We start from the raw sequence: 19,507 nt of genomic DNA, 5'->3' as shown, positions 1-19,507 counted from the left end.
AGGGCGATCTGATGGGACTAATCCTACACACGAAACCAATAGCTGATTAGACGGTAACAATGCGATAGTTCGTCCCATAGATAGGACAATTGGATTCACATCATGCAAGACCTCAACGACCTGTATTACTTCGCCAAAGTCGTGGAAGCCGGGGGGTTCGCCGCGGCCGGGCGTTTGCTGGGCATCCCCAAGTCCCGATTGTCACGGCGCATCGCCGAACTGGAAGAGCGCCTCGGCGCAAGACTGCTGCAACGCACCACCCGACAACTGAAACTGACTGCCGTCGGTGAGCGTTACCTCAGGCACTGTCAGGCGATGCTGTTGGAGGCGGAAATGGCCGATGAGGCCGTGGCCAGCATGTCCAGCGAGCCCCGCGGGCGTTTGCGGGTGTCCTGCCCGGTTGGGCTGGCCCATGAAATATTGCCGGGGGTGATCAGCGACTTTCTGGAAAGGTTTCCACAAGTCCAGCTGGAGGTCATGCTGCTCAACCGCCGGGTCGACCTGGTGAACGAAGGCATTGACGTGGCCCTGCGAGTGCGGGAGCTGGGCGACGAAGACCCGCTGCTGGTGACCCGCCGCCTGCGTCAGGCGCAGATGCTGATGGTCGCCAGTCCCGGCTTCCTCGTTGGCCGAGAGATCAACCATCCCGACGATCTGAAAAACCTGCCCGTGCTCGGCGCGCTGGAAGCCGACCGCATGGTGCACATCCGCATGCTGGATCAAAAAGGCAAAAGTTGTGAACTGGCGCTCGAGGCCCGGCTGGGCATCGATGACTTTATCGTGCGCAAGGCCAGCACCCTCTCTGGCCTGGGCTTTACGATGCTGCCCATGATGTATTGCGAGCAGGAACTGGAAAACGGCGCACTGGTGCAGTTGTTGCCCGACTGGTCGTTGCCCGGTGGCTGGCTGCAAGCGGTCTATCCTCATCGGCGCGGGGTCATGCCGGCGGTACGCGCCTGGATTGACCATCTGGTCGAGTCATTCAATGCCTGTGGGGAACGATTGTTATGAAAGCCGGACGGATGAGCGAAGAGGATGTCGCGAAATTCTGCCTTACCCTGCCCGGAGCACGGGAAGACTATAAATGGGGCGGCGTGCGGGTGTTTTCGATTGCCGGGAACAAGATGTTCGCCTTGCAGGGCCTGCGGGGTGATTCCCTGGCCTTCAAGGTCGACAAGGATCTGTTTCTCGGTCATTGCGACCGCCCGGGGATTCATCCGGCGCCTTATCTGGCGCGCGCCCAGTGGATCATCATGGAAACGCCCTACCCGCTCGGCAACGAAGAACTACAAGGCTTGTTGCAGCGTTCCCACCAGTTGGTGGTGAGCAAACTGCCCAAGCGCACTCAAGTCGGCTTGTTGCTTTAGGACCTTGTCGATCAGAACAAGGCGAACAGGTGTGCGCCGAGGAACAGGTGGTCGATCCAGAACACCTGGTGCATGAGCACGATGATCCAGAACACCAACTGGTAGGAGATTTTGCGGGTTTTGTGCCGGAACGCTTGCTGCGCCAGCAAGGCACCGGGCCAGCCGCCGGCGAGCTCCAGCGCATGCAGGACATTCTCCGGCGTACGCCATTGCTCGGCACGGGCCTTGCGCTTGTCGCTCCAGTACAGGAAAAACGTCACGACGCTGACGATGCCGTAGGCTGCCAAGGGAATCAGCGACACCCCGTGCAGCCATGACGACACCGACCCCGACAGCGGCAACGCACACAGGATTGCAAACACCAGCCACTTCAGCCGTGGATGACGGATCTGTCCCCCGGGCTGGCGCCCGGGGTTATTGCGCGAGCTTGAGTCACTCACGGCTTGACCGCGCTCCAGTCGACCCAGCCAAACTGCCAGGTCGCCAGGATGATCAGGCCAAACACAATGCGATACCAGGCAAACGCCGCATAGCTGTGGTTGGCGATGAACTTGAGCAGCCCGCGGACCGCGATCATCGCGAAGACGAACGCCGTGACGAAGCCGATCGCGAACACCGGGAAATCGGACGGGACAAACAGGTGACGGTATTTATAGCCCGAGTACACCGCTGCGCCGACCATGGTTGGCATCGCCAGGAAGAACGAAAACTCGGTAGCGGTTTTGCGCGACAGGCCGAACAGTAACCCGCCGATGATCGTCGAGCCCGAACGCGAAGTGCCCGGAATCATGGCCAGGCATTGGGCGAAGCCGACTTTCAGGGCATCTTTCCAGGTCATGTCATCCACCGTTTCGGCGTGGACTTCATGCTGCCGGCGCTCGGCCCACAACATGACGAACCCGCCCACGACCAGCGCCGCTGCAACAGTGATCGGATTGAACAGGTACTCGTGGATCATGTCGGCGAAGATCACGCCCAGCACCACGGCCGGGAAGAACGCAATCAACAGGTTTGCGGTAAACCGCCGAGCGCTCGGCTGGGTCGGCAGGCCGATGACCACATCGAAGATCTTGCGTCGAAACTCCCATACCACCGCCAGGATGGCACCCAGCTGGATAATGATGTTGAACGCCATAGCCCGCTCGCCCCCGAAGCCGAGCATGTCGGCCACAATGATCTGGTGGCCGGTGCTGGAAATGGGCAGGAACTCGGTCAGCCCTTCTACAACCCCAAGTATCAATGCCTGAAAGGCGGTCCAAAGATCCATCAATCCCCCAAAAGGCTATGCGCGCCGGCATGCCCCGTTAATATTTTTCCAAAGCTTGAATTGCGATCAGCGTAGCTGAAGCCCCGCGCATCAAGGATCACCACGGAACCGTCAAAATCCTGTGAAAAAACAATCCTGATCCGGGTTTACCCGCGCGGGGCCGAAATCCTATCAGACAAGTCCGATTGGCGCTGCCGCGTTATCGCGCACCAACGAAGCACACCCTGCTCCACGGGATTCCCGACGCCAATCCGGTTACAATCGGCCCCTCTTCGATTTCACCAAGGAACCTCCATGTCCGGGCTTGAACTGTTTGCCGCCACCCTCGGTGTCATTGCCGTCTGGCTGACGGTCAAACAGAACACCTGGTGCTGGCCCATCGGTCTGGTCATGGTGCTGCTCTATAGCTGGATCTTTTTTGAGGTGAAGCTGTATTCGGACATGTTGCTGCAAGTCGTCTATGCCGCCTTGCAGCTTTACGGCTGGTGGCAGTGGACACGGGCTGGCGAAACGACCCATGGCCGCGAAGTCAGTTGGCTCGATTCCCGTTCCGTGGCGTTGAGCCTGGCCATCGGCGCACTCGGCAGCCTGTTGCTGGGGGCGGCCATGGCCCACTGGACCGACGCCGCGCAACCCTGGCTCGATGCGGCGCTGACCGGATTCAGCCTGGTGGCGCAGGTCTGGATGGCGCAAAAACGTGTCCAGTGCTGGCCGCTATGGATCGCCCTGGATGTGATTTTCGTCGGGCTGTTCATCTATAAGGACCTGTACCTGACCGCCACCCTGTACGGGCTGTTCGCCGTTATCGCCGTGCAGGGCTGGCGCCAATGGCGCGCCGATCCGGCGTTGCGCGCATGAAAGTCCTGGTACTCACAGGCCCTGAATCCAGCGGTAAAAGCTGGCTGGCGGCCGAGTTGCAACAGCGTTTCGGCGGGATCCTGGTGGACGAGTATGTGCGCTGGTTCATCGAGCACAATCCCCGGGACACTACCTTGGCCGACATTCCGGACATCGCCCGCGGTCAATTGGCATGGGAAGACGAAGCCCGTGCGCAACAACCGTCTTTGCTCATCCTCGACACGCACCTGCTGAGCAATATCCTCTGGAGCCAAACCCTGTTTGGCGACTGCCCCGCCTGGCTCGAACAAGCGCTACTGGCCCGGCATTACGACTTGCACTTGCTGCTGTCACCGGAACACGTCGAATGGACGGACGATGGCCAGCGTTGCCAACCCCGATTGAGTGAGCGCCAGGCATTTTTCGAGCAGACCCTGGCCTGGCTTGAGCGCCACGCCCAACCGGTTCAAGTACTGCGCGGAGATTGGCCAGAACGCCGATTCCAGGCACTGAACGCCGTGACCCGATTGCTCGGAGCCTGACCGGCCTTTTGGGGCAATTTCCCCACTATCCCCCCCTGTCCCGGGGGAAAAGTGTCCGATCCTGAAACACCCTTCCCGCCTCAAACCGCCTGTTTAAGCGCCCTTCACCGCTGGATCATCGGATTTGTTAAGTCATTGATACAGCACCGCTGAAACCCTTGTTCCAGAGCGATTTATCCGCAAATAAGGGCTGCCTGCGCAGGGTTTCGTCTCACTGTTGAAACATTCTCGGCAAAGAGAATCCGGACAATATCCATAAGCCATTGAATCAACGAGATATTCAAAAACCGGCACAGCTTTCGCTCTCTCCTTCAAAAAGCCGACCAGAGCCAGCCCACATGAGAAGGAAAGACCGTCGTGGGGATACTCGATAAACATGCCTTGACGTGCCTGCTGCTTTTCGCGAGCGCTGCAGGCGCGGTTATCAGTTTTGACGTTCAAGCCGAAGGCAACGGCGTCATCGTGCTTGATCGAACCATTCACCCGACGCCCATCGGTCGCAGCGGCGGCAGGGATCCAAACCCCAACACCCTCAATGCCAACCCATCGGCCCGCGTCACCGGCGAACTCAGTGACGCCGACATCGCCGGGGTCACCACCGGAACCGCCCTTCGCCACAACAACGGGCAAAGCCTGGGTGGCCTGCAAGGCCTCAACGCCGTCACCAACCCCAACGGTATGCCCGGCATGTCTGTCGGTCACGGTGGTGGCAGTGGCAGCGCCATTTCCGGAACCATCAACCGCGCCATGAGCAGCGGCCTCGGTTCACTGGGCAGGATGGCGGGAGGCCAATGAGATGAGTCGATCCCTGCTGTTACTTGCCCTGCTCGGCTGCACCAGTGTGATGGCCGACTCGGGCGTCAGTTCGGTGAACAACGCCACCCTCCAGGATTCGGGTACTCAATACCGCGGCAACTTCAACGTCAACCAGGCGGCTGGCGATCAACAACAGCAGGCCAACGTCCGCGCGATCGCCATTGGCACCCAAGCCGGTGCGATCACCAGCGTCCGGCAGAAAATCACTACGCCCGCCAATCCGTCGATGGACGCGACGGCCACTATCGGCGGCTCCTCCTTCAGTAATGGCAACGGCGTACTGGGCGTCAACCAGAGCGCCGGGGCGAACAACCAGATGGCCAACGCCATGCGCATCAGCATCAGCGCCGCACCGCAAGCCATCGACGATAGTGCCCTTTCTCAACAGAACGTGGCGTTGTTACCGAACTCGGGAGCAACTGGCGCCCCAAATGGCAGTCGCCAGGTCGTAACAAGCGATCAGGCCTTCACCGGCAGCCGGGGAGTGATCCAGGTAAACCAGAGTGCCGGGGTGGGAAACCGAATGGCTAACACCTTGAGCATCCGGGTCGCTGACTGACCCGAAACAGTGCGATTAGGGAAGTACCAACACCTGACCAACTAATGAGCACGGAGAAACACCATGAACCCGACAACTGCTCTCAAACCTCTGGCTTTCGCTCTGGCAGCAGTGATGGCATTTGCAGCACAAGCAGGCAGCCTTGATGATGATCAAGGCAGCGGCCAGAGCGATGGCCAGAGCAACAACCATCAGCCTAAAGGCCCGACGCTGGAACAAATTCTGCAGATTACAGCAGGCGCCGGGGCCGCCGTGCTGGACTCGCAGGAAAGCAGTGACAGCAGCGTATTGAGCCGGGACACCAGGAACGACGCTAGGGTCGATAACTCCCTGAACAACTCCAACGGCAACATGGGCGCCAACGTTGCAGCCGGTAACGGCAACCAGCAAGACAACGCCGCCGCCCTTGCCACGGCTGACGAAAGCTTCATCTTCGGCACCGCGGTCGCCGCCTCCAGCGCGACTCAGAAGAGCACCGGCAACACCGCCAGGAAACACTCCAGCACCAACAACACAACGCTCAACAACGCAGGCAACAGCGGTTCCGGCAACATCGGCATCAACGTGACCACCGGCGACTTCAACCAACAGAAAAACAACCTGGCGATTGCCGTTTCGGGCGGTCGTGTAGCGCAAGCGGCGGCGGCGGCCAACCAAAGCACGTCCGGGCTGAACGTCACCAACAACGCCAACCATGACGACAGCACCCAGACTGATTTCGCTACCGTGGGTGTACTCGGTCTGGCGGGTGTAACCACTCAACAAGTGATCACGCCAGAGGGCTGGAAAGCCCCTGTAACCAACAATGCGTCGATAACGGGCTCGATGAACAACTTCTCCGGCAACGGCGGAGCCAACGTATCGTCTGGTGTGGGCAACCAGCAAAGCAACTCGCTGTCCATCGCCGCGGGTTGCAAGTCCTGTCTGTAATCGCGATTGCAATGAAAGCCCCGGCGACGGGGATTTTCCACAGTCCCAAGGCGTATCGATCATGCGTAAGACTGTCCTTTTCGCCCTGCTCTGTCTGTCTGGCCTGACCCAGGCTGCACAGATGCCGGTTGCCGCCCTGCCGGGCGGCGTGCTGGTGTACAAGCACGTACAGAGTTTGCGCGAGCGCAAGTTCAGCGACATCGTCGAACAAAAAACCGATTTCAGCTGTGGCGCCGCCGCGCTGGCAACGATACTGCGCCAGGCCTATTGGCTCGACGTCGATGAGGAGCACATCATCAAAGGCATGCTGGTCACCGCAGACCAGGACCTTGTGCGTACCCAGGGTTTTTCCATGCTGGACATGAAGCGCTACATAGAGCGCATCGGCATGCGCGCCCGGGGCTACAGGATCCCGCCGGAAAGACTCGAAGCCGTGACGATTCCGGTGGTGGTATTGATGGAAATTCGCGGCTACAAGCACTTCGTGGTGTTGCAGCGGGCGGACAAGAACTGGGTGTATATCGGCGATCCGGTACTCGGTCACAAACGCTACTCCCATGATGACTTTGTCAAAGGCTGGAATGGCATTATTTTCGCTATCGTCGGTCCCGGTTACGACAAGACCAATGCGTTACGCAGTCCACCGGAACCGCTGACAGCCAAGAACAAGATGGATAACTTCAACCCGGTCAAAGATGCCGAATTGATGGATTTTGGTTTTATACAGAGCGACTTCTTTTAATCGCCAACAAGATGATAGCGGGCAGGATGCTCCGGGAGCAGCAAATGAAAACCTCGTATTGGGTGGTCGCTGCCTTTCTGGCAGCGAACACTTCAGGTTTTGCTGATGAGTTCAGACCCATCGAAATCAAGGACGAGGAACTGGCCGAGTTGCGTGGCCGATATGTGATGCCGGGGCGGGTCATCAGCTTCGGTGTCGTCATGAGCAGTACCTGGCGCAATGCCAGTGGTGACCTGATCGGAGCCTCCACCTCGATGCAGCTTCAAGCCGCAACGGTCAAGCCCGAGTTCTATGTTTCAACCATCAAGCAATCGGGTCATGGCGGTACGTCCAGGTCAGGCAGCGGTCACGTGTCGGGGGGCGCAGCCCTGAGCACTTCCCGGGGCATAACCCAGGTCACACGGGCCGCTGGTGATGGCAACAGCGCAAACAACAACATCGCCATCAACGTCAAAGAGGCCAGCACGGCCCCTGCACTGGTGGCGGGCCAGGGCCAGGCGCTGATAGCCGGTCAAACCATCACCGGCAGTAATGCCGCAGGCAGTGTCGCGGTATCCGCGACCAGCGGCGGCGTTCAGATGGCCATTACCGCCAACAACAACCAGGGCACCAGCCTGCAACAAGTCGCCCAAGGCGGGTTGCTGCAAAACACCCGGTTGCTGGGCAGCAGCAATGTGGTCGACAACATGACTCAACTCAACGTAGTGCTCAACAATAATGGCCCGAGTGCGGGGGCATTGGACTGCAACCTCAACCAACTCGCTGCATTACGGACCATGGGCTATTGAACTACGCTGAGTCTGGACCATTGGGCACAAATGGACGGCATATTTCATGTACCGATCAGTATCACTGCGTGCAGTTGCATGCTTGAGTGCTCTACTCCCGGCGGCGATGTTGCAGGCAGCACCTGACCCGGAACTGGAGGCTCTCAAACAAGAGCTCCTGGAGTTGAAACAACGATACGAAGTACAGCAAAAAGCCCTGGCGGTTCTCGAACAACGGGTCCGCCAGGTCGAAGAGCAGCCCGCCTCGCCCGCTCCCAAACGCCTGGCCAAGTCGCCAGCGGATCTCAAGGGCAATCCAGGCGTCGGCACCGGCGCCGCAGCCGCCTCGGGGGGGAGCGGCAGTTCTTATGGACAATCGCTGGCCAATGACTCGCAACCGGCGCAAAGCGTTTCGAACCTGTATGACGAGGCCAGCGGGTTTTTCGGCGGTGGCAAGTTCAGCGTCGAAACCGGGATAACCTACTCCCGCTACGATTCCCGCCAACTGGTCCTCAACGGTTTTCTAGCCCTGGACTCGATCTTCCTGGGCGCTATCAACCTGGACCGGATCAAGGCCGACACCTGGACGCTTGACCTCACCGGTCGCTACAACTTCAACAATCGCTGGCAGTTCGACCTGAACGTACCGGTTGTCTACCGTGAGTCCACGTACCAGTCCGGTGGCGGCAATAGCGGCGCCGCAAACGTCACGACCGAAGACACCGTCAAGGAAGACCCGACCATAGGTGACGTCAACTTCGGTGTCGCCTACAAATTCCTCGACGAATCGGCCAACACGCCGGATGCCGTGGTGACCTTGCGCGTCAAGGCGCCTACCGGCAAAGACCCGTTCGGCATCAAGCTGGTTCGGGTGGCCGATAACTCAAACCTGGCCGTGCCTGAATCCTTGCCTACCGGTAACGGCGTCTGGTCGATTACGCCGGGGATCTCCCTGGTCAAGACGTTCGATCCGGCGGTGCTGTTCGGCAGCCTGTCCTACACGTACAACATGGAGGAGTCTTTCGACGACATCAGCTCCAACCCGGCGGTCGAGACACCGGGCAAAGTCCGCATTGGCGACAGCTTCCAGATCGGCGCCGGCATTGCGTTCGCCTTGAACGAAAAGATGAGTATGTCGTTCTCGGTCTCTGACCTGGTGCAACGCAAAAGCAAGCTCAAGGAAGATGGCGGGGATTGGCAAGCGGTGGTCTCCAGCGATGCCAACGCCGGTTACTTCAACATCGGCATGACCATTGCGGCCACCGACAGCCTGACCATCGTGCCCAACCTGTCCATCGGCATGACGGACGATGCCCCGGACTTCCAGTTCAGCCTGAAACTCCCCTACTACTTCTGACCCGAACAAAAACCCCGCTGCAACTGCAATCGCAGCGGGGTTTTGGTTTGCGGCCGGGGTTCAGCGAATCTGGTGCTTGTGCAACAACCGGTAGAAGGTCGGTCGCGACACACCCAATACTTTGGCGGCGACACTCAGGTTATCGCTGTGGCGACTCAATACATCGCACAACGCCTGGCGTTCGGCCCGGGACTTGTATTCTTCGAGGGTGCCCATCGGCGCTGCCAACGTATGCTGACTGATCAACCCCAGGTCACGGGCCTCGATCTGCCGGCCTTCGGCCAACACCAGCCCGCGACGAACGCGGTTGGCCAGTTCGCGAACATTGCCTGGCCAGTCGTGTTTGCCCATGGCAATCAACGCGTCTTCGCTGAAACTGCGTGGGCGGCGCCCGGTTTCATGGCTATAGAAATGGGAGAAGTGGTTGGCCAACACCGCCAGGTCGCCATGGCGCTCGCGCAGCGGAACGGTCGCCACTTGCAGTACGTTCAAGCGGTAATACAAATCTTCGCGAAAGCGCTTCTTCTCGATGGCGGCTTCAAGGTCGGTATGCGTTGCCGCCAGAACCCGCACATCCACCGGAATCAGCTGACTGCCACCCACCCGCTCGATGTGTTTTTCCTGGAGGAACCGCAACAGGTTGGCCTGCAACTCCAGTGGCAGGTCACCGATCTCGTCGAGAAACAGGGTGCCACCGTTGGCGGCTTCTATCCGTCCGACCTTGCGTTGGTGCGCGCCGGTAAATGCGCCTTTCTCATGGCCGAACAACTCGGACTGGATCAAATGCTCGGGAATCGCACCACAATTGATCGCAATGAAGGGTTTGTTGTGACGCTGGGACTGACGATGCAACGTTCGTGCGACCAGTTCCTTGCCAGTGCCGCTTTCACCGCGAATCAACACCGGAGATTCGGTCGGAGCCAGTTTGCTCAACAGCTTTCGCAGCTCACGAATAGGTTTGCTGTCGCCCAGCAATTCGTGCTCGGGCTGGTCGACATAGACCGTGCCCTGCCCGCGCAAGCGCGCCATGCCAAACGCGCGCCCCAGTGTTACCTGAACCCGGGACACATCGAACGGCAAGGTATGAAAGTCAAAAAACCATTCACAGACGAAGTCGCCGACATTTTGCAGCCGCAGTACTTCCTGGTTGAGTACGGCTATCCACTCGGTGCCGCTGCGGCTGATCAGCTCTTTGACGGCCTCCGGGTGCTCAAGGTGAAAAGGCTGCAAGCGCAGCAAGCCCACGTCACAGGTTCGGTCAACGGCGTTCTCCAGCGTGCAGCTGTCAACGTCCCAACCGATGGCGCGCAATCCAGGGAGCAGGCGATAGCAATCGTCACAGGGGTCCACCACTAACAAACGTCGTAAGGCAGGCGCATCACTCATGACTGATCCTTGGCGCCAAATTTATGAAAATTTAATAAAAACAGTCATTTGGCAGGCCTGGCTGTAACATTAGCAAGAATTTGACAGGGCCTTGTACTGTTTGACTATAGGGATGTCACAAAACCAGTTATAAGTTGCGATTATGTTAGTCACCTAACGACTGTTTCCTTTCATTCAGCTTTCAATGTCAGGCTCTTCCTTGAATCTGTGAAATAAAGTGGAAATTTCTTTTGAATGTGTGTGACCCGAACCCCGGTTGCGGGCATCAGTACAAGTAACCAGCTGAACGGTAAGCCCAACCGTCGGCCTATCACTTGATTGGGCATACAGAGAGAAGACCCTATGAACGCCCCGCTCCGTATCAACGAAGCACTTCTGATTGCCGACTGCGCATTTAAACCATTCAAATGCGTGGCCTGGGCCCCACAAGACGGCAATGGCGAACTCAGCCTGACCGTTATCGACCGCACCAGCACCAACATTGGCCGCAAGCAGATCCCAAGCAGCGCCTATTCCGATCCCGCGCAACTCGAACGGCTGCTGGAACAGGCTCGCGCCGAATTGAGCGAGGAAGGTTACACACTGCAGTCGTGGTCGATGCCGCACTAATCGTTTTGCGGATTACTCCGGGGTAATCCGCGCCCTTTCCCTGTCTTTAGTTCGCAGTTTTTTCTGGCCGCGCACACTACGTGACACTGTTTAATTCGAACTTTACATACGCCTGATACTTTGCAGGCTCGCCATTGGTTCGAAAAGACACTGTTGTGGCACACAGCGACCCTCCGTCTGTTAGTTCTTACTGTTGTGCATCCCTTCATTCAGGGATTGAATAATCTCCCTATCAAGTCGCCACCCAAACTTCCGGATCAGGACGACTCGCAAGGAGATGCGGTGCATGTCAAGCCAGTCCGCTTTTGCCTACTCCGCGACCCGGAAAAACGCCGGGGCCCTCGATACGACGTTTGCCGCCAACGGCAAAACCCAGGTCTATTTCGCCGACAGCCTTTTCAGCCTGGCCAATGACGTTGCGATCGATGCGCAAGGTCGCTTGCTGGTAGCCGCAAAAGTCGGCATGGCCGATGGCACCCGCTTTGGCCTGGCCCGCTTGCTGGCGGATGGTTGCGCAGACCTGACGTTCGGTAAACAAGGCAGTGTCATCGGGCAATTCGAACCGGGGTTCGAAGCCATGGGCACCAAGGTCCTGATCCTGCCCGACGGCAACATCCTGTTGGCTGGCCTGCAATACGAAAACGCGCACCGCACGCTCCCGGCCCTGGCATTGCTGGATCAGGATGGCCGCCTGGTGCAAGGCTTTGGCGATAATGGCCGCCGTGTCGTGCGATTGCCTGGCGATCTGTCCCTGGGCATGCGCGATATCCGGCTGCCTCTGGGTGTGCCGGGTGCAGAAGCCTGCGATGTGGCCATACAGCAAGACGGCCGGATCCTGATCCTGGCCAACCATCACTACGAACTGGCCGATCACGTCGGCATGTTGATACGCCTGGATGTCGAAGGCTCGCTGGACTGCTCGTTCAACGACCGCGGCTTCGTGATGGTCAGGCACCTGCTGATGAATACCTGGCTCAGCAGCCTGACGGTACAACGTGATGGCCGAATCCTGGTCGGTGGATCGATCAATTTTCCCGAGGAAGGCTTGCTGGCACGCTATCACCCGGACGGGCGCCTCGACGACCGATTTGCCGTGGATGGATTCATGACCTTCAAGGCCCAAGGGCATGGCGCCCGGGTCAGCCGGGTGGTCCAGCAAAACGAAGGCGAAATCCTGTGTTTTGGCAGCAGTCGCGAGCCGATGCACTGCCTGACATTTAAAATGCACAGCAACGGGCGCCCCGACAGTCATTGCAACGGAGGACATCCGCAGCGGCGGGAAATCGGTTACAGCGGATGCCAGTGGACCGCCGCACAGTTACAACCTGATGGCAGTGTGCTCACGGCGGGCGCCACCATCGGCGGCGCCGAAGCAGACTTCATTCTCGGGCGATACCTGCCCAACGGCCTTCCCGATCGCCGTTTTGGCAAAGGCAGCGGCTATACACGTACGCGCCTGGGCCCCAGCCTGGATACCGCCACCTGTGTCGCCGCGCACGCCGATGGAAACATTGTAGTGGGAGGCTATTCGCTGCACGGAAACTACAAGGCGGTCATCGCTCGTTTCCAGGGATAAACACCGGCATTTTTCCTGCGCTTGATCTTCTCGCGCGCTTGCGGCAACTTGCGCGCTTCTCAAGACAAGGAGCAGCCGATGTCCGGTTCAATGGCCCAGGCGTTCGCGCACAACTTTCTCGGGCACTCGCCCCGTTGGTACAAGGCCTGCATCGTCGGCTTTCTCATCCTCAATGCCCTGGTGCTTTGGACCGCAGGCCCGGTGGTTGCCGGCTGGCTACTGGTGCTGGAGTTCATCTTCACCCTGGCCATGGCACTCAAATGCTATCCGCTGATGCCCGGCGGCCTGCTGTTGATAGAAGCCCTGCTGCTGAAGATGACCACGCCCCAGGCGCTGTACGACGAGTTGCTGCACAACTTCCCGGTGATCCTGCTGCTGATGTTCATGGTGGCGGGTATCTATTTCATGAAGGACCTGTTGCTTTACCTGTTCTCGCGCCTGCTGCTCGGGGTCCGCTCCAAAGCCCTGCTGTCCCTGATGTTCTGCTTTCTGTCGGCGTTTCTGTCGGCGTTCCTCGATGCCTTGACTGTGACCGCCGTGATCATCAGTGCCGCCGTAGGTTTTTACTCGGTGTATCACCGCGTCGCCTCGGGCAACGATCCGCGCCAGGACAGCGAGTTCAGCGACGACCAACATCTGCCCACCCTGCATCACGGTGATCTGGAACAGTTCCGCGCCTTCCTGCGCAGCCTGCTGATGCACGGTGCCGTGGGCACCGCGCTGGGCGGTGTCTGTACGCTGGTCGGTGAACCGCAGAACCTGCTGATCGGCCATGAAATGGGCTGGCACTTCGCTGAGTTCTTCACCCGGGTTGCGCCGGTATCCCTGCCGGTACTGGTTGCCGGGCTGGTAACCTGCGTCCTCCTGGAAAAGCTGCGCTGGTTCGGATACGGCACGCTGCTGCCGGATAACGTTCGTGCGGTGCTGGCCAACTACGCCGCCGAAGACAATGCCGAGCGCACCACACGCCAAGGTGCAGCGCTACTGGTGCAAGGCTTTGCCGCATTGATTCTGATTGCCGGGCTGGCGTTCCACATCGCCGAAGTGGGTTTGATCGGTTTGATGGTGATCGTGTTGATTACCGCCTTTACCGGCATCACCGACGAACACCGCCTGGGCACAGCGTTCAAGGACGCCATGCCGTTCACCTCATTGTTGGTGGTGTTTTTCGCCGTGGTCGCGGTGATTCACGACCAGCAACTGTTCGCCCCACTGATCCACTGGGTGCTGACGCTCCCGGCAGACCAACAACCGGGCATGCTGTTCATTGCCAACGGCCTGCTGTCCGCCATCAGCGACAACGTGTTCGTGGCAACCATTTACATCACCGAAGTGAAGCGCGCGTTCATGGCGGGAGAGATGACCCGTGAGCATTTCGAAACCCTGGCCATTGCGATCAATACCGGTACCAACCTGCCGAGCGTGGCGACGCCCAACGGTCAGGCGGCGTTTCTGTTCCTGCTGACCTCGGCAATTGCACCGCTGGTGCGTCTGTCGTACGGGCGGATGGTCTGGATGGCGCTTCCCTACACCGTGGTGATGGGCTTGCTCGGGTGGTATGCGGTGAGCTACTGGCTCTGACACCGCCGAGCCTTTGTGGCGAGGGGGCTTGCCCCCGTTGGCTGCGCAGCTGCCCCAAAACCTACTACTACGCTGTAGCAGGTACACCGAGTGATGAAATGCGACTGCTTCGCAGCCGAACGGGGGCAAGCCCCCTCGCCACAAAAGCTCGCTCCCACTGGAGATAGGTGCTATCCGAGGCGGTGCCAGACGCGACCGTCACGGGTGAGCAGTTCTTCGCCGGCCTTGGGGCCGTTTCCCCCGGCAGCGTAGCTCTGCACGCTGGAATCCTGCTGCCAGGCATCCAGGAACGGCTGAACGGCGCGCCAGCCGTTTTCGATGTTATCGGCGCGCTGGAACAGCGTCTGGTCACCCGTCAGGCAATCGTAGATCAGGGTTTCGTAGCCGGTGGACGGCTGCATCTCGAAGAAGTCCTTGTAGGCGAACCCCAGCTCGATGTTGTCCATTTTCAAGGCCTGACCGGGACGCTTGGCCAGCAGGTCGAACCACATGCCTTCGTTCGGCTGGATCTGAATGCGCAAATAGGTCGGCTGCAGCTCATCGACCTCGGTATCGCGGAACTGCGCATATGGCGCCGGCTTGAAACAGATCACGATCTCGGTGTCACGCACACTCATGCGCTTGCCTGTTCGCAGATAGAACGGCACGCCGACCCATCGCCAGTTATCGATCATGACCTTGAGGGCCACATAGGTTTCGGTATTGCTGTCGGGTGCGACGTTGTTTTCCTGGCGGTAGCCCGGCAGTGCCTTGCCGTCGATCTCACCGGAGGTGTATTGGCCGCGCACCGAGTTGGCGCGGGCTTCCTCCACCGTCCAGGGCCTGATCGCGCCAACGACCTTGGCTTTCTCGCCGCGCACCGCATCGGCGCCGAACGCGGCGGGCGGTTCCATCGCCACCATCGCCAGCAACTGGAACAGGTGATTGGGCACCATGTCCCGCAGCGCGCCGGTGTGCTCATAGAAACTGCCACGGGTTTCCACGCCCACGGTTTCGGCGGCGGTGATCTGCACGTGGTCGATGTAGTGATTGTTCCAGAACGCTTCGAACAGGCTGTTGGAGAACCGGCTGACCAGGATGTTCTGTACGGTCTCCTTGCCCAGGTAATGGTCGATGCGGTAGATCTGCTTTTCCGTCATCACCTTGAGCAGGCAAGCGTTCAAGGCTTCGGCCGTATGCAGGTCGGAACCGAAGGGTTTTTCGACCACCACCCTTCTGAACGCCTCGGGGTTTTCTTCAAGCAAGCCAGCCGAGCCAAGACGGCGCACCACTTCACTGAAGAAACGCGGCGCGGTGGCCAGATAGAACACCGCATTGCCAGTACCGCTGTCGGCGATTTTTGCCGCCAGCGCTTGATAAGTGCTGTCGTCCAGGAAATCGCCCTGAACGTAGCTGATGCCTTTGGCGAGTTTGGCCCACAGCGCCGGGTCAAGGGCTTGATCGCCCTTGCCGGTCCTGGTGGCCACCTCGTTGCGGATGAAGTCTTCGAGTTTTTTCGCGAAGCCTTCATCACTGATGGCGTTGTGGTCAACGCCTATGATCCGCAGTCCATTCCCGAGTAAACCGTCACGGCTGAGATTGTACAGCGCCGGCATCAGCAGGCGCTTGACCAGATCGCCGTGGGCGCCGAACAGGAACAGCGTGGTCGGCGGCGCGGGTTCAGCCTTGGATTTTCTGCGGATCGCGTGGGTCATTTTTTCGAGGTCTCCACATGGCCGCCGAAGCCGAAGCGCTGGGCCGAGAGAATCTTGTCGCCAAAGGTGCCTTGCCCACGGGAACGGTAGCGCGAGAACAGCGAGTTCGACAGCACCGGCACCGGCACCGCTTGTTCCATGGCAGCTTCGATGGTCCATTGACCTTCACCGCTGTCGGCCACGGACCCGGAGAAACCGTCGAGTTTCGGATCGCTGGCCAAGGCGTCGGCAGTCAGGTCCAGCAACCACGAGGACACCACGCTGCCACGGCGCCACACTTCGGCGATATCGGCGACGTTCAGGTCGAAACGCTGGTCTTGCGGCAGGTTCTCGCTGTTTTTGGTCTTGAGGATGTCGAAGCCTTCTGCGAACGCCTGCATCATTCCGTATTCGATGCCGTTGTGGATCATCTTCACGAAGTGCCCGGAACCGGCCGGACCTGCATGAATGTAACCACGCTCGGCACGATCGTCGTCGGACTTGCGGTCCTTGGTGCGCGGGATGTCGCCCAGGCCAGGGGCCAGGGTTGCGAACAGCGGGTCGAGGCGCTTAACCGTCTCGGCATCGCCGCCGATCATCATGCAGTAACCGCGCTCCAGGCCCCAGACACCGCCGGAGGTACCGACGTCGATGTAGTGCAGGCCTTTTTCCGACAGGGTCTTCGCCCGGCGGATATCGTCTTTATAGAAGGTGTTGCCGCCGTCGATGATGGTATCGCCGGCATCGAGCAAGGTGCTCAGGGTGTCGATGGTTTCTTCGGTCGGCGCGCCAGCTGGCAGCATGACCCAGACCGCACGCGGCCTGGCCAGGCCGGCGACCAGCGCCGGCAGATCGGTGACGCCCGTGGAGCCCTCTGTAGCCAAGGCTTCGACAAAGGCGGTATTGCGATCGTAAACAACGGTGGTGTGCCCGTTGAGCATCAGGCGCCGCGCAATATTGCCGCCCATGCGGCCCAGTCCAATAATCCCGAGTTGCATGTGCTGATGCTCCCTACTACAAATTAAGTGTGTCAAAGGTTATAGCCCAACGCGACTCATGAGGTTAGTCCAGAGCGTTGGCACGAAGTTTCCGGGCATTGTGCCCGATCCTGATGGATAACGTCGGGAATCAAACCGAAGACACAACGACCATGAAAAATAAAAAAGTTCCCTTCTGGGGCAAAAGAAATCAAAATTGGCGCCGATAGTAGGTCAGCCCCGGATTTCGAGGCGTACCTACAGTTGAGACACGCCATTTGCGAGGTGAGCAATGGGCACAGTACATACCGCACTGCCAGCACAAACCCTTTACGTCACAATCCGTCGCGATGAATTGCGCCAGTTGAAAGACGAACGCGATCAGTTGAAGCAGGAACTGGCACAATTGCGGCTGCTGCTGCAAACCAATCAAGTGCAGCCCCTGGCTGTGGTGCAACACGCCCCACTCGCCTGACCCCCCTCTTTGAAGCGGGAGCGGTCTGCACTGCTTCCGCACCGGCTCACGCCCTGCCGCCCCTGGCAACTCACAAAATTTTCACAATTGTTACACGACAATTACCCGTTTAGGTCGCCCGATTCCGCGCGGCCCTCGTTCGTCGTCCGTGATATCCAAGTCCCGGCGGTGGTAGTGAACTCTCGGCTGGAGCGCTGAATGTCTTTGTTTAAACGCAGCAACACGACTGCGGCAGGTTTTGATTGGGCCGGATTTGTCTGGCTGTTTGTATTCTTCTGGTACTTTTCCGGCATCACCCAACTACTCATCCAGTTGACTGGCACCTCCGGCTTTAGCGGATTCCGCCAGGCCTTCGTCATGAGCGCCTTCTGGCTGGCGCCGATGTTGCTGTTCCCCCGACAAACCCGCGTCATGGCTGCCGTGATCGGCGTCGTACTGTGGGCGTGCTCCATGGCGAGCCTGGGTTACTTCTTCATTTATCAGCAGGAGTTTTCCCAGAGCGTCATCTTCATCATGTTTGAGTCGAACGTGGCTGAAGCCGGCGAATACATGACCCAGTACTTTGCCTGGTGGATGGTGCCGGCGTTCCTGGCACACACCGCTTTTTCCTGGTTCCTGTGGACACGCCTGCGCCCGGTGTACCTGCCCCGTGGCAAGGCCATCGTGGCCGCGGTGGCCATTGTCATGGCGGTCGTCGGTTATCCGCTGATCAAGCAAACCGCACGCACCGGCAGTTTCGCCGAAGGCTTCGACAAGTTCGAAACCCGCATCGAGCCGGCGGTGCCATGGCAGATGGCCGTGGCCTATCACCGCTACCTGGAAACCCTGGCCGGCATGCAGGACATGCTCAATAGCGCCAGCAAGATTCCACCGCTGCACAACCTGAAGGACGCAATGGCCAACACGCCTGCGACCCTGGTGCTGGTGATCGGTGAGTCCACCAACCGTCAGCGCATGAGCCTGTATGGCTACCCCCGGGCAACCACGCCGGAACTGGACAAGCTCAAGGATCAACTGGACGTTTTCGACAACGTCATTACGCCGCGCCCCTACACCATTGAGGCGCTGCAGCAGGTCCTGACCTTCGCCGACGAAGAAAACCCCGACCTGTACCTGTCGACGCCATCGCTGGTCAGCATGATGAAACAGGCAGGTTACAAGACCTTCTGGATCACCAACCAGCAGACCATGACCAAGCGCAACACCATGCTCACGACCTTTTCCGAACAGGCCGATGAACAGGTGTACCTGAACAACAACCGCAACCAGAACGCCGCCCAGTACGATGGCGACGTGATCGAGCCCTTCAACAAGGCCCTGGCCGACGGGGCACCGCGCAAACTCATCGTCGTGCATTTGCTCGGCACGCACATGAGCTACCAGTACCGCTACCCGTCGACCTTCGACAGGTTCCAGGACCCTGAGGGCGTGCCTGCCGGCATTCGCGATGACCAGTTGCCGACGTACAACAGCTACGACAATGCCGTGCTGTACAACGACTTCGTGGTGTCCAGCCTGATCAAGGACTACGCCAGGACCGATCCGAACGGCTTCCTGCTGTACCTGTCCGACCATGGCGAGGACGTGTTCGATTCCGTGGGCCACAACACCTTGGGGCGCAACGAGAACAAGCCGACAGCACCGATGTACACCATTCCGTTCATGGCCTGGGCATCGCCGAAATGGCGCGCAACCCATGACTGGAACCTCGTGGGTGATCTCTCGCGCCCTTACAGCAGCTCGCACCTGATTCACACCTGGGCCGACCTGGCGGGCCTGAGCTTCGACGAACTCGATCGCAGCAAAAGCCTGGTCAGTGACAGCTTCAAGGCCCGGCCATTGATGATCGGCAACCCGTATGAGCGTCAGCAGCGTGCGCTGATCGACTTCAGCCTGATGAAGCCCAAAACGCCACCCACTGTCGTTCAGCAGTAATCCTTTCAGGGGCCGGTTCCGGCCCCTTTTTCATGCTCCCGTTGCAGCCATGCAGGTCGTTGGTGAAGTTGATTCCCAATTGACCGAATCGGCGGATAATGCCATTTCGAC

General features: G+C 59.2%; 21 protein-coding genes. 15 read left to right on the top strand and 6 right to left on the bottom strand.

The genetic code is table 11. The features are described from left to right. The first annotated feature begins 102 nt into the window (after nt 1-102). Nucleotides 103-1,011 carry a LysR substrate-binding domain-containing protein gene (locus PSJE_RS02395; protein ID WP_090455344.1) on the top strand — a complete coding sequence of 303 codons (909 nt, stop codon included), beginning with the start codon at nt 103-105 and terminating at the stop codon, nt 1,009-1,011. After that, a complete protein-coding gene (locus tag PSJE_RS02390) occupies nt 1,008-1,367 on the top strand; it encodes an MmcQ/YjbR family DNA-binding protein (RefSeq protein WP_057714747.1) in 360 nt (119 codons plus the stop codon). The genes PSJE_RS02395 and PSJE_RS02390 overlap by 4 nt, the downstream gene beginning before the upstream one ends. Before the next feature lie 11 nt (nt 1,368-1,378). Here PSJE_RS02390 and PSJE_RS02385 read toward each other — a convergent pair whose 3' ends face one another. Both PSJE_RS02385 and PSJE_RS02380 read right to left on the bottom strand, forming a co-directional pair. Continuing rightward, the gene (locus tag PSJE_RS02385) at nt 1,379-1,807 is read right to left on the bottom strand and encodes a DUF1294 domain-containing protein (protein WP_090455345.1); all 429 of its coding nucleotides are present in this window, start codon (nt 1,805-1,807) and stop codon (nt 1,379-1,381) included. Further along, complete coding sequence (locus PSJE_RS02380) at nt 1,804-2,634, bottom strand: undecaprenyl-diphosphate phosphatase (protein ID WP_057714745.1); 831 nt, start codon at nt 2,632-2,634, stop codon at nt 1,804-1,806. The genes PSJE_RS02385 and PSJE_RS02380 overlap by 4 nt, the downstream gene beginning before the upstream one ends. Nucleotides 2,635-2,928: 294 nt before the next feature. Between PSJE_RS02380 and pnuC the strand changes: the two genes are divergently transcribed. Beyond that, the gene (gene pnuC / locus PSJE_RS02375) at nt 2,929-3,492 is read left to right on the top strand and encodes a nicotinamide riboside transporter PnuC (RefSeq protein WP_057714744.1); all 564 of its coding nucleotides are present in this window, start codon (nt 2,929-2,931) and stop codon (nt 3,490-3,492) included. Further along, nucleotides 3,489-4,013, top strand: a complete 525-nt coding sequence (locus tag PSJE_RS02370; RefSeq protein WP_090455348.1) for an AAA family ATPase — start codon at nt 3,489-3,491, stop codon at nt 4,011-4,013. The genes pnuC and PSJE_RS02370 overlap by 4 nt, the downstream gene beginning before the upstream one ends. A 132-nt stretch (nt 4,014-4,145) precedes the next feature. Here PSJE_RS02370 and PSJE_RS31500 read toward each other — a convergent pair whose 3' ends face one another. Continuing rightward, the gene (locus PSJE_RS31500; protein ID WP_224795406.1) at nt 4,146-4,496 is read right to left on the bottom strand and encodes a hypothetical protein; all 351 of its coding nucleotides are present in this window, start codon (nt 4,494-4,496) and stop codon (nt 4,146-4,148) included. Here PSJE_RS31500 and PSJE_RS02365 point away from each other — a divergent pair. The 6 genes from PSJE_RS02365 (at nt 4,377) to PSJE_RS02340 (ending at nt 9,184) form a co-directional block, all read left to right on the top strand. Next, entirely contained in the window at nt 4,377-4,808 is a 432-nt protein-coding gene (locus PSJE_RS02365; RefSeq protein ID WP_224795400.1) for a hypothetical protein, read from the top strand. The genes PSJE_RS31500 and PSJE_RS02365 overlap by 120 nt on opposite strands. A 1-nt stretch (nt 4,809) precedes the next feature. After that, nucleotides 4,810-5,388, top strand: a complete 579-nt coding sequence (locus PSJE_RS02360) for an adhesin (protein ID WP_090455350.1) — start codon at nt 4,810-4,812, stop codon at nt 5,386-5,388. A gap of 63 nt (nt 5,389-5,451) precedes the next feature. Further along, complete coding sequence (locus PSJE_RS02355; protein ID WP_090455352.1) at nt 5,452-6,318, top strand: heme utilization protein; 867 nt, start codon at nt 5,452-5,454, stop codon at nt 6,316-6,318. A gap of 61 nt (nt 6,319-6,379) precedes the next feature. Further along, nucleotides 6,380-7,060 carry a C39 family peptidase gene (locus PSJE_RS02350; RefSeq protein WP_090455354.1) on the top strand — a complete coding sequence of 227 codons (681 nt, stop codon included), beginning with the start codon at nt 6,380-6,382 and terminating at the stop codon, nt 7,058-7,060. 26 nt (nt 7,061-7,086) lie between these two features. Beyond that, a complete protein-coding gene (locus PSJE_RS02345) occupies nt 7,087-7,848 on the top strand; it encodes a hypothetical protein (RefSeq protein WP_090455356.1) in 762 nt (253 codons plus the stop codon). Between the two features lie 46 nt (nt 7,849-7,894). Next, nucleotides 7,895-9,184 (top strand): hypothetical protein, encoded by a 1,290-nt coding sequence (locus tag PSJE_RS02340; RefSeq protein ID WP_057714737.1) that lies wholly within the window; start codon nt 7,895-7,897, stop codon nt 9,182-9,184. Nucleotides 9,185-9,244: 60 nt separating this feature from the next. Here the strand turns inward: PSJE_RS02340 and PSJE_RS02335 are convergent, their stop codons facing one another. Beyond that, a complete protein-coding gene (locus tag PSJE_RS02335) occupies nt 9,245-10,570 on the bottom strand; it encodes a sigma-54 dependent transcriptional regulator (RefSeq protein ID WP_090455357.1) in 1,326 nt (441 codons plus the stop codon). A 342-nt stretch (nt 10,571-10,912) separates the two neighbouring features. On the opposite strand from PSJE_RS02335, the gene PSJE_RS02330 reads away from it, so the two are divergent. From PSJE_RS02330 to nhaB, 3 genes are all read left to right on the top strand, one after another. Then, the gene (locus PSJE_RS02330) at nt 10,913-11,179 is read left to right on the top strand and encodes a hypothetical protein (protein ID WP_090455359.1); all 267 of its coding nucleotides are present in this window, start codon (nt 10,913-10,915) and stop codon (nt 11,177-11,179) included. A 286-nt stretch (nt 11,180-11,465) separates the two neighbouring features. Further along, the gene (locus PSJE_RS02325; RefSeq protein WP_090455361.1) at nt 11,466-12,755 is read left to right on the top strand and encodes an NHL repeat-containing protein; all 1,290 of its coding nucleotides are present in this window, start codon (nt 11,466-11,468) and stop codon (nt 12,753-12,755) included. A 78-nt stretch (nt 12,756-12,833) separates the two neighbouring features. Continuing rightward, the gene (nhaB, locus tag PSJE_RS02320; RefSeq protein WP_090455363.1) at nt 12,834-14,336 is read left to right on the top strand and encodes a sodium/proton antiporter NhaB; all 1,503 of its coding nucleotides are present in this window, start codon (nt 12,834-12,836) and stop codon (nt 14,334-14,336) included. 170 nt (nt 14,337-14,506) lie between these two features. Here nhaB and zwf read toward each other — a convergent pair whose 3' ends face one another. Together zwf and gnd are read right to left on the bottom strand one after the other, a co-directional pair. Further along, a complete protein-coding gene (zwf, locus tag PSJE_RS02315) occupies nt 14,507-16,030 on the bottom strand; it encodes a glucose-6-phosphate dehydrogenase (RefSeq protein WP_090455365.1) in 1,524 nt (507 codons plus the stop codon). Further along, nucleotides 16,027-17,007, bottom strand: a complete 981-nt coding sequence (gnd, locus tag PSJE_RS02310; RefSeq protein ID WP_090455366.1) for a phosphogluconate dehydrogenase (NAD(+)-dependent, decarboxylating) — start codon at nt 17,005-17,007, stop codon at nt 16,027-16,029. Before gnd ends, zwf begins: the two co-directional genes overlap by 4 nt. A gap of 271 nt (nt 17,008-17,278) precedes the next feature. Here gnd and PSJE_RS02305 point away from each other — a divergent pair, with 271 nt between their 5' ends. Together PSJE_RS02305 and PSJE_RS02300 are read left to right on the top strand one after the other, a co-directional pair. Next, the gene (locus tag PSJE_RS02305) at nt 17,279-17,461 is read left to right on the top strand and encodes a DUF6026 family protein (RefSeq protein ID WP_090455368.1); all 183 of its coding nucleotides are present in this window, start codon (nt 17,279-17,281) and stop codon (nt 17,459-17,461) included. Nucleotides 17,462-17,659: 198 nt separating this feature from the next. Then, nucleotides 17,660-19,396, top strand: coding sequence for a phosphoethanolamine transferase CptA (locus PSJE_RS02300; RefSeq protein WP_090455370.1), 1,737 nt, complete (start codon nt 17,660-17,662; stop codon nt 19,394-19,396). Nucleotides 19,397-19,507 lie beyond the last annotated feature (111 nt).

Source organism: Pseudomonas jessenii (assembly GCF_002236115.1).
Classification (GTDB): domain Bacteria; phylum Pseudomonadota; class Gammaproteobacteria; order Pseudomonadales; family Pseudomonadaceae; genus Aquipseudomonas; species Aquipseudomonas jessenii.
The sequence above is the reverse complement of the archived record's forward strand: the minus strand, read 5'-3'. Positions and strand labels throughout refer to the sequence as shown.

Bases quoted from the DNA above. Each gene is read 5' to 3' on its own strand.
- PSJE_RS02395 (WP_090455344.1), top strand. From the start codon at position 103: ATGCAAGACCTCAACGACCTGTATTACTTCGCCAAAGTCGTGGAAGCC.
- PSJE_RS02390 (WP_057714747.1), top strand. From the start codon at position 1,008: ATGAAAGCCGGACGGATGAGCGAAGAGGATGTCGCGAAATTCTGCCTT.
- PSJE_RS02380 (WP_057714745.1), bottom strand. From the start codon at position 2,634: ATGGATCTTTGGACCGCCTTTCAGGCATTGATACTTGGGGTTGTAGAA.
- pnuC (WP_057714744.1), top strand. From the start codon at position 2,929: ATGTCCGGGCTTGAACTGTTTGCCGCCACCCTCGGTGTCATTGCCGTC.
- PSJE_RS02370 (WP_090455348.1), top strand. From the start codon at position 3,489: ATGAAAGTCCTGGTACTCACAGGCCCTGAATCCAGCGGTAAAAGCTGG.
- PSJE_RS02360 (WP_090455350.1), top strand. From the start codon at position 4,810: ATGAGTCGATCCCTGCTGTTACTTGCCCTGCTCGGCTGCACCAGTGTG.
- PSJE_RS02355 (WP_090455352.1), top strand. From the start codon at position 5,452: ATGAACCCGACAACTGCTCTCAAACCTCTGGCTTTCGCTCTGGCAGCA.
- PSJE_RS02350 (WP_090455354.1), top strand. From the start codon at position 6,380: ATGCGTAAGACTGTCCTTTTCGCCCTGCTCTGTCTGTCTGGCCTGACC.
- PSJE_RS02345 (WP_090455356.1), top strand. From the start codon at position 7,087: ATGCTCCGGGAGCAGCAAATGAAAACCTCGTATTGGGTGGTCGCTGCC.
- PSJE_RS02340 (WP_057714737.1), top strand. From the start codon at position 7,895: ATGTACCGATCAGTATCACTGCGTGCAGTTGCATGCTTGAGTGCTCTA.
- PSJE_RS02335 (WP_090455357.1), bottom strand. From the start codon at position 10,570: ATGAGTGATGCGCCTGCCTTACGACGTTTGTTAGTGGTGGACCCCTGT.
- PSJE_RS02330 (WP_090455359.1), top strand. From the start codon at position 10,913: ATGAACGCCCCGCTCCGTATCAACGAAGCACTTCTGATTGCCGACTGC.
- PSJE_RS02325 (WP_090455361.1), top strand. From the start codon at position 11,466: ATGTCAAGCCAGTCCGCTTTTGCCTACTCCGCGACCCGGAAAAACGCC.
- nhaB (WP_090455363.1), top strand. From the start codon at position 12,834: ATGTCCGGTTCAATGGCCCAGGCGTTCGCGCACAACTTTCTCGGGCAC.
- zwf (WP_090455365.1), bottom strand. From the start codon at position 16,030: ATGACCCACGCGATCCGCAGAAAATCCAAGGCTGAACCCGCGCCGCCG.
- gnd (WP_090455366.1), bottom strand. From the start codon at position 17,007: ATGCAACTCGGGATTATTGGACTGGGCCGCATGGGCGGCAATATTGCG.
- PSJE_RS02305 (WP_090455368.1), top strand. From the start codon at position 17,279: ATGGGCACAGTACATACCGCACTGCCAGCACAAACCCTTTACGTCACA.
- PSJE_RS02300 (WP_090455370.1), top strand. From the start codon at position 17,660: ATGTCTTTGTTTAAACGCAGCAACACGACTGCGGCAGGTTTTGATTGG.